The organism is Actinosynnema pretiosum, assembly GCF_024171695.1.
Classification (GTDB): Bacteria; Actinomycetota; Actinomycetes; order Mycobacteriales; family Pseudonocardiaceae; genus Actinosynnema; species Actinosynnema pretiosum.
Map to the genome: position 1 here is coordinate 41,418 of NZ_JAMTCF010000023.1, position 13,518 is coordinate 54,935.

Annotated in this window: 8 protein-coding genes; 4 read left to right on the forward strand and 4 right to left on the reverse strand. The window is 74.8% G+C overall.

The window, feature by feature from the left end:
- Positions 1–26 precede the first annotated feature (26 nt).
- The 3 genes from LV78_RS34680 to LV78_RS34690 are packed head-to-tail and all read left to right on the forward strand — an operon-like array spanning position 27 to position 6,065.
- A complete protein-coding gene (locus tag LV78_RS34680) occupies positions 27–260 on the forward strand; it encodes a phosphopantetheine-binding protein (protein WP_253850269.1) in 234 nt (77 codons plus the stop codon).
- Positions 253–4,635, forward strand: a complete 4,383-nt coding sequence (locus LV78_RS34685) for a non-ribosomal peptide synthetase (RefSeq protein WP_253850272.1) — start codon at positions 253–255, stop codon at positions 4,633–4,635. Before LV78_RS34680 ends, LV78_RS34685 begins: the two co-directional genes overlap by 8 nt.
- Positions 4,632–6,065: an MFS transporter gene (locus LV78_RS34690; RefSeq protein WP_253850274.1), complete on the forward strand. Its 1,434-nt coding sequence runs from the start codon at positions 4,632–4,634 to the stop codon at positions 6,063–6,065. Before LV78_RS34685 ends, LV78_RS34690 begins: the two co-directional genes overlap by 4 nt.
- Here LV78_RS34690 and LV78_RS34695 read toward each other — a convergent pair.
- Positions 6,062–8,434 carry a hypothetical protein gene (locus tag LV78_RS34695; protein WP_253850276.1) on the reverse strand — a complete coding sequence of 791 codons (2,373 nt, stop codon included), beginning with the start codon at positions 8,432–8,434 and terminating at the stop codon, positions 6,062–6,064. The genes LV78_RS34690 and LV78_RS34695 overlap by 4 nt on opposite strands.
- Before the next feature lie 1,088 nt (positions 8,435–9,522).
- On the opposite strand from LV78_RS34695, the gene LV78_RS34700 reads away from it, so the two are divergent.
- Complete coding sequence (locus LV78_RS34700; protein ID WP_253850278.1) at positions 9,523–9,822, forward strand: hypothetical protein; 300 nt, start codon at positions 9,523–9,525, stop codon at positions 9,820–9,822.
- Between the two features lie 65 nt (positions 9,823–9,887).
- Here LV78_RS34700 and LV78_RS34705 read toward each other — a convergent pair whose 3' ends face one another.
- From LV78_RS34705 to LV78_RS34715, 3 genes are read right to left on the reverse strand one after another with little or no spacing between them, the layout of a single operon-like run.
- Positions 9,888–10,526, reverse strand: coding sequence for a TetR/AcrR family transcriptional regulator (locus LV78_RS34705; RefSeq protein WP_253850279.1), 639 nt, complete (start codon positions 10,524–10,526; stop codon positions 9,888–9,890).
- A 5-nt stretch (positions 10,527–10,531) separates the two neighbouring features.
- Positions 10,532–12,088: a hypothetical protein gene (locus tag LV78_RS34710; protein ID WP_253850280.1), complete on the reverse strand. Its 1,557-nt coding sequence runs from the start codon at positions 12,086–12,088 to the stop codon at positions 10,532–10,534.
- Positions 12,088–13,227 carry an FAD-dependent monooxygenase gene (locus LV78_RS34715; RefSeq protein ID WP_253850282.1) on the reverse strand — a complete coding sequence of 380 codons (1,140 nt, stop codon included), beginning with the start codon at positions 13,225–13,227 and terminating at the stop codon, positions 12,088–12,090. Before LV78_RS34715 ends, LV78_RS34710 begins: the two co-directional genes overlap by 1 nt.
- Between the last annotated feature and the right edge of the window lie 291 nt (positions 13,228–13,518).

Consider the following 13,518-nt stretch of genomic DNA (forward strand, 5'->3'; position numbering starts at 1 on the left):
GCACAACCGACACCACCGAGGCAGTGATGAGCGAACTGACCCTGGACTCCGTGCGCGCCGACGTCGCGGAGCACCTCTTCCTCGAACCGGGCGAGGTGGACGACGACGCGGACCTGGTCGAGGCGGGACTGGACTCGGTGCGGCTGCTCGACCTGGCCACCAGGTGGCGCGGGCTCGGCGCCGAGGTCGGGTTCGCCGACCTCGCCGAGCGGCCCACGCTCTCCGCGTGGTGGGGACTGCTGGGCGCCTCCCGTGGCTGAGCTGCCCGTGCTGCCCGGTCTGCCGCTCACCGCCGCCCAGCACGGCATCTGGACCGGCCAGCAGCTCGACCCCGGCTCCCCGGCGTACAACACCGCGGAGCACGTGAGCATCAGCGGACCGCTGGAGGTGGCGCGGCTGGTCGAGGCCATCCGCGCCGCCTCGGCGGAGGCCGGGGCGCTGGTGGTGCGGTTCACCGACCACGACGGCGAACCGCGCCAGGTCCCGCACTCGCGGGAAACCGCCGTGCTGGTGGAGGACCTGCGCGCCGAACCTGACCCGCTCGACGCGGCCCGGCGGTGGATGGCGCGGGACGTCGCGCGACCGCTGGACCTGGCGGACGACGCCCTGTCCGCGCACGCGGTGCTGCGCGTCGCCGACGACACCCACCTGTGGTACCACCGGGTCCACCACATCCTGCTCGACGGCTACGGCCTCGCGCTGTTCGCCCGCCGCGTCGCCGACCTGTACACGGCGGCGGTCGAGGGAAGGCCGCTCCCCGAGCGGACTTTCGGCCGGTACGAGGACCTGCTCGCCCAGGACGTCGAGTACCAGCGGGGCGGGCAGCACGAGCAGGACCGCGACTTCTGGGTCGACTACCACCGGGACCGCCCCGCCCCGGTCACCCTCGCCGGTCGCTCCGCGCCGCTGGCCCGGCACGTGCTGCGCGCCACCGCCGAGCTGCCCGCCGCGACGGTGGCCGCCCTGCGCGGCCTCGCCCGGTCGCTGCGCACCAGCTGGCCGGACGTGCTGGTCGCGGGCATCGCCGCGCACGTCCACCGGATGACCGGCGCCGAGCAGGTCTCCGTGGCCCTGCCGGTGATGGCGCGCACCGGGCCGGTGGCGCTGCGCGTGCCGTGCATGACGACCAACGTCGTGCAGCTGTACGCGGACTTCGCGGGCGAGCCCGGCCTGGCCGAGGTGGCCGGGCAGGTGCGCGACCACCTGCGGGCGTGCCGACCGCACCAGCGCTACCGCTACGAGGAGCTGCGCCGCGACCTCGGGCTGGTCGGGGACGAGCGCAAGCTGTTCGGGCCCTCGGCCAACATCATGCCGTTCGACTACGGCCTGAAGTTCGGCCCGTGCTCCTCGACCGTGCGCAACGTGTCGGCCGGTCTGGTGGAGGACCTGGCGTTCAACGTCTACGACCGGGCGGACGGCGACGGCCTGCTCGTGGCGCTGGACGGCAACCCGAACCTGTACTCCGCCGACGACCTCGCCGGGCACCTGGAGCGGTTCCGCGCCGTCCTGGACCGGCTGCTCGCCGACCCCGACCGGCCCGTCGCCGAGGTCGACGCGCTGCTGCCCGGCGAGCACGACCTGGTCGTGCGGACCTGGAACGACACCGGCCGGGAGTGGCCGCCGGAGCACGGGCGCACCGTCGCGGAGCTGCTCGCCCGGCGCGCGGCGGCCGACCCCGACCTGCCCGCGCTGGCGGACGCGGACACCCGCCTGACCTACCGCGAGCTGGCCGACCGGGTCGCCGCGCTGGCGGGGCTGCTGCGCGGGCGCGGCGTCGGACCCGGCTCCGTCGTGCTGCACCTGCTGCCGCGCACCCGCGACGCGGTCGTCGCGCTGTTCGCGGTCGCGCACGCGGGCGCCGCCTACTGCCCGGCCGACCCCGACCTGCCGCCCGCGCGGATCGCCCAGCTGCTGCAGGACGCGACACCCGTGCTCGTGGTGACCACGCGCGAGCTGGCGGCGCTGCTGCCCGAGGGGACCCCCGCGCTGCTCCTGGACGACCTCGGCGCGACGGGCCCAGCCCCGGACGCCCCAGCCCCGGCCCCCCTCGCCCCTGACGCCCTCGCTCCGGACGGTTCCGGCCCGGACGCCCCCGTCCTGGTCGACCCCGCTCTGCTCGACCCCGTCCCGATCGACCCGGACCAGCCCCTCTGCCTGATCCACACCTCCGGCTCCACCGGCGTCCCCAAGGGCGCGTGGACCACGCACCGCAGCCTGGTGAACCTGTTCCACCACCACCGCACCACCATGATCGAACCGGCGGCGGGCGGGCGCAGGCTGCGGGCCGCGCTCACCGCGTCGCTGTCGTTCGACACCTCGTGGGAAGGCCTGCTCTGGCTGCTCGCGGGGCACGAGCTGCACCTGGTCGACGACGACACCCGGCGTGAACCGGCCGCGCTGCTCGACCACGTCGCCGAGCACCGGATCGACTTCCTCGACATCACCCCGACCTACGCCAACGAACTGCTCGCGTGCGGCCTGCTCGACCCCGGCAGGCGTCGGCCCGCCGTGCTCGCGCTCGGCGGCGAGGCGGCCGGTCAGGCGCTGTGGACCGCGCTGCGCTCGGCGCCCGAGATGGTCTCGTACAACCTGTACGGGCCGACCGAGTGCGCGGTCGACGCGACCTGGGCGCGGCTGGCCGACTCGCCGTCGCCGGTGATCGGCAGGCCGATCGGCAACGCCCGCTGCCTGGTGCTCGACGGCCGGGGCCGCCCCGTCCCGCCGGGCGTGGCGGGGGAGCTGCACGTGGGCGGGACCCCGGTCGGCCCCGGCTACCACCGCAGGCCCGAGCTGACCGCCGAGCGCTTCACCGCCGACCCGTTCGGCCCGCCCGGCGCGCGGGTCTACCGCACCGGCGACCTGGCCCGGTGGCGGCCGGACGGGCAGCTGGAGTACCTGGGGCGCGCCGACGACCAGGTGAAGGTGCGCGGTTTCCGGATCGAGCCCGGCGAGGTGGAGGCCGCGCTGCTGCGGCACCCGGACGTCGGCCAGGTCGCCGTGGTCGCCCGCGACGACCGCCTGGTCGCCTACGTGGTGCCCGAGGGCGCGACGCCCCCGACCGCCGCCGCGCTGCGCGCCCACGCCGCGTCCCTGCTGCCGGACCACCTCGTCCCGTCGGTGTTCGCCCACCTGGACCGGTTGCCGACCTCGGTCAGCGGCAAGCTCGACCGGTCCGCCCTGCCCGCGCCCGAGGTCGGTCCCGCCGCCGCCGGACGGCCACCGGGCACGCCCCGCGAGCACGCGCTGTGCGCGCTGTTCGCCGAGGTCCTCGGCCTGCCCGAGGCGGACCTGGACACCGACTTCTTCACGGCGGGCGGGCACTCGCTGCTGGTGGCCAGGCTGATCGGCCGGGTGCGCGACGAGTTCGGCGTCCGGCTGGGGGTGCGCGACGTGTTCGAGGCCGCCACGCCCGGCGCGCTGGCCGCCCGCCTGGTCGCGCCGTCCGCGCGGCACCCGTGGGCGGGCACCGACCTGGCCGCCGAGGTGGCGCTGCCGCCGACCATCGCGCCCGTCGGCGAGCCGCGCCCGGTCGAGACCGCGCTGCTGACCGGGGCCACCGGGTTCCTCGGCGCGTTCCTGCTGCGCGAACTGCTCGACCGGGGCTTGCGCGTGGTGTGCCTGGTGCGCGCCGCCGACCCCGCCGAGGCCGGGGCGAGGCTGCGGGAATCGCTGCTGCGCCACCGGTTGGGCGTCGGCGGGCTGGAGCGGGCCCGCGCCGTTCCCGGCGACCTCGCGCTGCCCAGGCTCGGGCTGACCCAGCCGGAGTTCGAGGCGCTGGCGTCCGAAGTGGACGCCGTGGTGCACAACGGCGCGCGGGTCAACCACTTCGAGCCGTACGCGCGGCTGCGCCCGGTGCAGGTCGGCGGGACCGCCGAGGTGCTGCGGCTGGCCACCACCGGGCGGCCCAAACCGGTGCACCACGTGTCCACTTGCGACACTGCGGTGTCCTCAGCGGACAATCCGCCGGTGCTCGGCGAATCGCGGCGGGTGCGGCCCGATGAGCTGTTCCCCAACGGTTACGTCGCCGCGAAGTGGGTCGCCGAGGGCCTGGTGCTGCTCGCGGGCGAGCGCGGCCTTCCGGTGGCGGTGCACCGGCCCAGCCGGGTGCTCGGCGACCGCGCCACCGGTTCGGTCGGGGCGGACGACGCGTTCTGGTCGCTGGTGCGGGCGATGACCGTGCTCGGCGCGGCCCCCGACGAGGCGCTGGGCGTGGTGGACGCCGTGCCGGTGGACTGGGTGGCCGCGCGCGTGGTCGACCTGGTGCTGCCGCCTCGGCGGGGGAGCGCCACCTACCACCTCACCGCCGCCCGCCCGCTGCGCGTGGCGACCGTGGTGGCCCGGTTGCGGGCGCGCGGCCACGCCCTGCGCGCCACCGAGCCCGCCGAGTGGGCCGACCTGCTCGCCGACCGGGCCGCCACCGGGGACGACCCGCTGCTGGCCTTCGCCGCCTCGCACTGGTCCGGCGGCATCGGCGCGCTCGACCCGCCCGCGTTCGACCGCACCGCCCTCACCACCGCGCTGCCCGGCGCCGAGGAGGGCGTGATCGACGAGGCGCTCGTCGACCGCTACCTCGACCACCTGGCGGGCACCGGTTTCCTCCCACCCGCGAGCACCCCCGGAAGGACTTCCCCTTGACCACCACCGAGCCCGCCCCCACGACGGGGCGGCAGCGGCTGGCGCTGTCCGCCGTGCTGGCCGCGACGTTCATGGGCCAGGTCGACGGCTTCATCGTCACCGTCGCGGCCCCGTCGTTGCAGCGCGACCTGCCCGCCACGTTCGGGCAGGTGCAGCTGGTCGGCGCGAGCTACGTGCTGGCCGCGGCGGCGGGCCTGGTCATGGGCGGCAGGCTGGGCGACCGCTACGGCAGGCGCAAGGTCTTCCTGGCCGGGGTGGCGGTCTTCACCCTGGCCTCCCTGCTGTGCGGCCTTGCCCCGACCGCAGCCGTGCTGATCGCCGCCAGGTTCGCGCAGGGCTCCGCAGCCGCCGCGCTGATCCCGCAGGAGCTGGCGCTGATCCGGTCGATGTTCACCGAGTCGACCGGCTTGGCCAGGGCCATGTCCGCGTACGGCGTGGTGGTCGGCCTCGGCGTCGTGGCGGGCATCGCGGGCGGCGGCGTCCTGGTCCACTGGGACCTCGCCGGGCTCGGCTGGCGCTCGGCGTTCCTGATCAACGTGCCGATCGGCGCGGCGATCCTGGCCGCCGGACGCGCGATCGCCGAGAGCCGCTCGGAACGCGCGCCGACCCTGGACCTGGCGGGGGCGGGCCTGGTCGCGGTGGGCCTGCCCGCCCTGCTGCTCCCGGTGGTCCTGGGGCCGGAGATCGGTTCGACCTGGCTGTGGCTGTCGGCCGCCGTGGGCGTGCTCGCCGCCTCGGCGCTGGTCCTCCAGCAGCGCGCGGCGTCCGCGCGCGGCGGCGACCCCCTGTTCCCGGCCCGCGTGCTGGCCGCGCCGGGGATGCGCACGGGGTTGGCCGCCATCGGCCTGTTCTTCGCGGGCAACTCGGGCCTGTTCCTGGTCTTCACCTTCTACACCCAGACCGGCCTGGGCCACGACGCGCTCACCGCAGGCCTGATGTTCGTGCCGCTGGGCATCGCGTTCGCGGCGGGCTCGTCGGTCAGCGACCGCCTGACCGCGAGGTTCGGCCCGAGGCTGCCGGTGCTCGGCTGCCTGCTGCTGGCGACGGCGCTGCTGGCGCACCTGCTGGTGGTGCGCGCGGCCCCGGAGGCGCAGACGGTGCTGCTGGGCGCGGCGATCTGCGCCGTGGGCCTCGCGGAGGGCCTGGTGGTGTCCCCGCTGATCGCGGGCATCTTCGACCGCGTGCACCCGGACGACGCGGGCGCGACCTCGGGCGCGGCGTCCACGATCACCCAGATCGGCCTGGCGACGGGGTTCGCGTCGGTGGGGGTGTGGTACCGCTTCGTGCTGGGCGGCGAGCCGGGCACGGCGGGGTTCGCGGCGGAGGACCACGTGCGCGCCTACTCGTCCGCGATCACGGTCCTCGCGGCGGCGGCGGTGGTCACCAGCGGGCTGTGCCTGCTGCGGCTGCGGGCGCAGCGGGAGGGCTAGCCGGGTTTACGCAGGGAGGGGAACCGGCGCTGGAGGCGCCGGACCACCTCGTGGCCGGGGCAGGCGCGCGCCGCCCGCCGGACGAGCTCACGCACCACCTCGCGGCCCGCGCCCCGCTCGGACAACCCCCTGCGCCAGTGCGGTTCGGCTTCCTCCAGGATCTCGCTCAACGCCGAGTCGACCTCGTCGGGACGGAGTTCGTCGTACACCCGCACGAACTCCAGGAGCCCCTTGTGGTCGTCCCCGTGGACCTCCAGCAGCAAGCCGCGCTTGAGCGCCTCCCGGTTGGCGATGATCACCAGCTTCGTCGTCACCGGGGCGACGGCGGCCAAAGCGGTCACCGCCGCGGCGGAGAACTCCCACCTGTGCTCGGACAGCCAGAGGTCCAGGGAGGCGTTTCCGCACAGCGCCTCGATCGTCTGGGCAGGCGCCATCATCGCGTGCGGAGCGACCAGCTCGTCCAGGCTCCCCAGCATCGAACCGACGAGTTCGCCCACCTCGTCCGGGCGGGTTTCCGCCAGTGCCAGAAAAAGTCCCAGCACGTCAACGCGGTTCTCGCCGAAGTGCGGCTCGACTGTCTGCCCCAGGGCGACGAGGTCGATGACGGCGACGATGCTGCGGAAGCGTTCTTGCTCAGCCTCGTGGACGAATGCCAGCACCTCCGCCAGGTCCTCCCAGTCGCGGGGCTTCGAGCGGGCGAACGCCGCCGCGAACGCATCCGGGTCCAGCATCGTGGCGAGCTTGGCGGCAATACGCTTCTGCTTCTTTGTGGGCTCCCGGTGGCGCAGGAAGTCCGGGGCGAATCCGAGCACGAAGAACAGGACTTTGTTCGCCTCCACCCACGTCTGGGCCGGGTCGGCGTTGAACGCCAATGCCAGCCTGGGGAGGAAGGCGGCCACCATCCGCAGGCTCAGCTCAGGGTTGAGCCAGGCCATCTCCTCGGCGAGCAGGTACAGCGCCCAGAGCTCTCCGCGTTCGCTTCGGCACAAGCTGATCATCGTTTCGGCGTCGACAGCCCCGGCCACCTCTGCGCGCAGCGCGGGGCCTCCCGCCCAGCAGATCCGATCGATCGCTTCGCTGAACAGCGCCGCACCCTCCAAGCCGGAAGCCACCCATCGCTGCGTCAAGTCGGCCACGTCGACATCCCGCAGGGCATCTTGGCTGAACGTGGGAAGTGCGGTGCCGAGCCAGTTGAACAGGGAGCCTATCCCTCCGGCATCCCGGTAGGTCATGGTGTCGACCCACGACCCGAATACCGCTGCGCTGCTTGTGATGTGCTGGGACACCTCGTCCCGCCACAGGTTGAGATCGGAGATGATCCGGGCGCGGACGCCCACGTCGGAATTCACCGCGTTCCCGGTCGTGGCCCGTTCGACCAGGTGCACGACCGTCGTGCTCCCCAAGGCGCCTGCAGCGGTGAGCGCCCGACACTCATCCGAGTAGAACCCGTACGGGCTGAGCAGCCAGCTGATCCCGACCAAGCTCGTCGCCGGGTCTTGGAGCACGCCGTCGAACAACCTGGCGATGATCCGGACCTCGTTCGCAGGAGGCTTGTCCGGTTCCGAAACGGCCAAGGACCTGAGCGTCGCCCACGCGGCTTGCACGTGAGTGCACCGGTAGAAGCCCTCGTCGTTGCTGATGAGCTGTTCGCGTCGGAGAACGCCGAGGCAGCGGCCGAGCCAGTCCGCGTCACGTCCGAACGAGGCGGACATCCGGCTGAGCCGGTCGAACGGGGCGCCTGCGTCGGCGGTGGAGATCTGCCCGATCGCGACCACCGCCAGCGCCAGGTGAGCCGAGTCCCGCTCGCGCAGGCCGGCCAGCTGACCTGCGACCCGTCGCCACCCGCCTGAGAGCACGAAGCAGAATTGCCACGGCGTGGGCTGCTCAGCTGCGACGTGCAGCCTGCGTTCGATCCGGTCGTCGAAGCGGTCGTCCCCAACCCTCGGATCGAGTGAGCGCACCTCGCGCGTGAGCGCCTCGAGGTCTTCCGACAGGGCAGCGTGCAGTGCGGCCACCGCGCGCCCCCGCGCCACGCGCACGACTGGCGCGGGAGCGCGCAACTCCCCGGTGTTCGCCACCAGCAACCACCGCTCCGGCCCAGCCGCCTCCAGCACCGCGCGCAGGGTGTCGTCGGACACCGACTGCGCGTCGTCGACCAGCGCGATCAGCGGCCCTCCCCACCCCAGCAGGTCGTCCACGACAGAATCCCCGTCGAGGTTCCGGGCCGAGTCGCGCAGCCGGATCGCCTTCCAGCCCTCGCCCACCCGGTCGGCCATGACCTGGTAGGCGGTCACTGACTTGCCGCACCCGCTGTCCCCGGTCAGCACCGCGCAGCAGGTCGCGCGCAGCGCGACCTCGACCTCCGCCACCTCGGGCAGCCTCGGGCACACCGCCGCCTCCCGTGGCCCGAGGCGGTCGCCCCGCAGCGCCGACGCGAGCTTGCCGGTGCCCAGGAACCGCACAGCCTGCCACGCGCCCTCTGCCGCAGCGAAGGTCGCGCCGTGGTGCGCCGGGGGAGTGCCGCCCCCGTAGTTGTTGATCGTCAGCCCGCCCGACACCGGGCCCGTCTGCAGGATCAAGCCCGCCGAACTGCCGTCAACGCTGTTCCGGGTCGATGGCGTGCCCTCTCCCCCTGCCACCTACCGCCCCCTCGTCCGCCCGCGAACACCTTCCGGTACTCGATCGACGCCGTCTCCGCAATTCTGCGGAAGTGCTGCCGGAAGTTCGCCGTCCCGGTCCGTGGTCTCCAGCAACTCGCGGGCCAGGTCGAGTCGGCTCAGTACGAGCTGGGGTGGAACATGCCCCAGAACAGGCTGCACCTGCTCGACGTCTCAGGTGTGGCGGTGAACGTGAACACCTCTTCGCTGGCCGTTGAGCCGTCCTCAGGGATGAACGACAGCTCGGCGCGGTACTCGTAGGGGTAGTCCGGGTCGGTGGTGAACGGTGACAGCTCCCAGCGGACGCTGTTCCCCCACGCTCATGCTCGGCTGCTGCCCACCCAGTGAACCGATCACGTGCCGACCGTTCAACAAGTGGATTCGCGCGAGGCCCGACAACGGCGTTCCGGGCTGCGGCGGTGCTTTCCTCGGGAGCTCAGTTCTCCCGGACCCGTCCGCACCGATCGGGCGGACGCCCGCGCGGGTTTCAGCGACGAAATCCCGCGTCCGGGCGTACACGAGCGCGCCCCGGTCCTCGGGCTTGCACACACCGGCGTGGTCGGCGTCGACGGGGACGGGCGCCACCTTGGGCAGTCTGGGGTCCGCCGAACCGGCGGCCACCACCTGGACCCCCTTGGTCTTCCACGTCTCGAAGAACACCAGGTGCCGCACCGCCGGGTGGTCGAACGCCCAGTCCCGGTAGCGGGTGGCCGTGTGCCGCACAGGAAGACGACCCCCGCACCCGCTCGGCGAACGAGGCGTACTCCGACCCGGTCCACGCGGCCTCCAGCAGCAGCTCCTTGACCAGCAGCCCGCCCATGCTGTGCGCCACGAACAGCAGTGGCCGCTCGCCGATCCCCCTGGTCTTCAGCGAGGCCATGACGTTCTGCGCCCGGTCCTGGATCGGCATCGCCCGCCCGCGCCAACCGCTCGACCAGGCGTCGTACGCCACCGACCACACCGCGATGCCGCCCACGTCCTCCGCTAACCACGCGGGCCAGAAGGAATCCTCCGCTCCGCGCTGCCACGACTTGCGCGTCCCCGTCCAGTCCGTGGAGGAAAACCACGTCCAGCATTTGTGCGGCCTTTTGGCGTCGTGATGACGAAAACGTTCTTGGTCTTCTTCAGCACTGACCGGTGCCGCGCCGCACGGCCTTCCCGACCATCACCCGCCCGCCCCCGCCGCCGATCTGCGGAGCTTCGCGCGCAGCGCGCGGCGGGCCACCGGGCCGAGGTCGTCGACCACCTCGACGAGCACCGCCAGCTTGCCCAGCGCGTCCAGCGCGCCCAGGGCGCCCGCCGAATCGACGCCCTCGAACAGCTCCAGACCGATGAACCCGGCGCACACCGCGCGGGCCAGGCCGGGGACGTCGACGGCGTCGGCCAGCGGGGAGCCGGTCAGCAACCGGTGCAGCGCCCGCTCGACCGGGTCGATCCACAGCCCCAGCGCGGCGGCGGCCGTCTCGGCCAGGCCGGGGTCGGACTGGGCCGCCGCCAGCACCTGGGCGAGGACGGTGACGTTGCCCAGGGAGCGCTCCTCGGTGTGCACCCGGCGCCCCAGCTCCAGCAGTCCCCGCAGGTCCTCGACCTCCGCCAGCCGCGCCGCGAACGGCGCGACCCTGGCCTCGGTGGCGGCGAGGCAAGCGGTCCTGAGCAGTTCGTGCACGCTGCCGAAGTGGTAGAACACCAGCGCCTGGTTGACCCCGGCGGTGGTGGCGATCGTCCGCGCGGAGGCGCCGACGACGCCGTGCCGCCGGATCGTCTCGATCGCGCCGTCGACCAGTCGCTGCCGGGTGTCGCCCATGGCCGTCACGGTAGGCGCACGGCCCCACCCGCCTCGTCGGGGGCCGGGGCGCACAGGTGCGGGCGGGCCAGGACCAGGGCGGTCGCGGTGAGGGCGACGCCGACGAGGACCGGCGCCAGGTGGCCGAAGTGGGTGTACCCGATCGCGCCGTGCACGACCAGCGCGGGACCGAACCCGGCCACGGCCGCCGTCGCGAGCGACCACCAGACCCAGGACTCGCCCCTGCGCCACCCCCACGCGCTGATCAGGGTGATCGCGGCGGCGGTCGCCGTCAGCGCGCCGCCGAAGCCCGCCCGGTCGTGGGCGATGAAGGGCAGCAGGCGGGGGTTCGCGGCGCGCAGCGCGTCCGGGTCGGCGCCCAGGAACTCCAGGTCGCTGGCCACGAACACCCCGGTGAGGCCGACCACCGACACCACGACCCCGCCGACGAGCAGACCGGCGCCGGTGATCACCATCAGCAGCTGGCCGACCAGCGCCCTGCGCCGCACGTCCTCCGGGCCCTCGTCCCGCGCCGCCCACCGGGGCCGCTCGGCCCGCCGTCTGGTGGCGGCGAGGAACAGCGGGAACAGCACCGCGGTGACCGCCGCGTGCAGCGGTTCCACGAAGCCGAACCCGAGGAAGTGCAGCAGCGTGGGGAAGCAGATCCACCCGGAGACCAGGTAGGCCTCGCGCGCCCACGGCCACCCCCGGCGCAGGCCGCCGACCGACAGACCCGCGTAGAGCGCGCCGAGCGCCACCATCGTGCCCGCCATGGTGATCCGGTCGTGCTGGAGGAACCCCACCAGGCGGTGGTTGACCGCGTGCAGCCCGTCCAGCCCCGTGCCGAGGAAAGCGCGGTCGTACCCCAGCAGGACCGGCCCGAGCGCGATCACCGCAGCCCCCAGGCCCGCGCCCGCCATGCCCAGCCCCACCAGCAGGCCCCACCACCAGGCGGGCCACCGGCGGGGGTCGCGCCCCACGTCCCGCAGGCCGGGCGGCGCGGTGGTGGGGGTGGCCGCCTCGACCACCCTGGCGAACCAGCCGGGACCCGCGCGCAGCAGCACCGGGGGAGCGGCGAGCACCACCGCGTCGGGGTCGGCCAGGGCGCGCGCGGCGGCCGACACCGACGGGGAGGTCGTGCGCAGCACGCGCGGGTCGTCGTCCCCGGTGGTGACCGCGTCGACGTGCGGGGCCAGCGCCGCCGCCACGTCCGGCCCGCAGGCCCGCGCCACCACCGGGACGCGGCGGCCCCGCGCGGCCTCGCGCACGGCGGGGACGTCGGCCGCGCCGACCGGCGACACCTCGACCACCCCGGCCCCCAGCAGGGGCAGCGCCCGCACCGCGTGCCGCGCCACGCCCGGCGGCACCACCGCGCCGAGCCTGCTGCGGACCGCGACACCCGCGACCGTCCCGGCCAGGTGCGCGGGCGCGTGCCGGTGCCCGAACATCCCGGCCACCAGGCGTCCGCCGCCGGGCCACGAGCCGATCGCGGCCAGGGTCCGCAGCGCCAGCCGCTGGGACCGGCGCGTCCCGAGCAGCGCGGCGGCGATCCCGCGCAGCGGGTGGTAGGTCCAGTCGGGCATCAGGGCGTCCAGCCGAGGACGGGCGCCATCGCGTGCGTGGTGACCGAGGCGGGCGTCAGCCGGGCGACGTGGTCGCGGACCGCCGCCGCCGGGGGCCACGACCACAGGGAGGCGGCGCCGAGGAGGGCGGAGCGGCGGGCGATCCGGCGGGTCCTGGGGCGTCGCGACCGGTCGTACCCGGCCAGTGCGGCGGGCACGTCCCCGGTGGCGTCCAGGTGGGCGGCGAGCGTGACCGCGTCCTCCAGCGCCTGGCAGGCGCCCTGCCCGAGGAAGGGGTCCATCGCGTGCGCCGCGTCGCCCAGCAGGACCACCCGGCCGCGCGCGAACGTCGGCAGCGGCGGCAGGTCGTGCACGTCGTGCCGCAGCACGGCGTGCTCCGGCGTGGCCGCCAGCAGCGCGGGCACCGGTTCGGGCCAGTCGCCGAACCGGCGCGTCAGCGCGGCGTGCTCACCCCCGGCGCTCCGGCCGCCCGGCGGTGCGGTGGCGGCGGCGAAGCAGTAGAACCGCCCGTCGGGCAGCCGGGTGAACCCGACGCGCTCGCCGCGTCCCCAGAACACCGCGCCGTCGGCGGTGATCCCGGTCAGCGGTCCGGTGATCATGCGCCACGCGGTGTGCCCCCTGTAGCGCGGCGGCCCCACCTCCGGCCACAGGCTCCGCCGCACCGCGCTGCCCACCCCGTCCGCCCCGACCACCAGGTCCGCGCGCAGGCGACCGCCCCGGTGCTCGACCACCGCCCCGCCGCCGTCCGGTCGCACCGCGCGCACCTCGCCGCCGGGCAGCAGGCACTCCGGCGGGAGCTCCTCCAGCAGCACCCGGAGCAGGTCGGCCCGGCGCACCATGGTCAGCGGAAGCCCGTGGCGCCGCACGACCTCGGCGTTGTCCACCCCCGACAACGGGCGCCCCGAGCGATCGCGCACACCCCCACCCGCCTCCGCCACCCCGACCGCCGCGACCCGCTCGGCCAGCCCGAGCGCGCCGAGCGCGCGCAGGGCGTTGGGCCACAACGAGAGCCCGGCGCCGATCTCCGCGAACCTCGCGGCCCGCTCCAGCACCGCCACCCGCCACCCCCGGCGGTGCAACGCCCCCGCTGCGGCCAGCCCGCCGATCCCGCCGCCCACCACGACCACCGTGCGCGTCACCAGGCCCCCTCCGTTTTGAGCGATCGCTCAAAACGGAGGGTACGCCTGAGTTGAGCGATCGCTCAATACCGGTTTCCCGGCTTCGGGTGCGACGTCGGAGGCGGTTCCGGTGACCGGCTGTCCTCGCCCGGTCGACCTGACCGAGCGGTGCGAGTGGTCCGGACTGCCTGCGCGGGAGGCGCTTCGTCGCAGGTGGTCGTGGTGTTGCCGACGGTGGTGGGGCCGGTCTGCGGAGCGGCTCGGTCGACGCCTGACTCCGCCTGCCTGCCCGCGTCCGCGCGGGTGGACCGG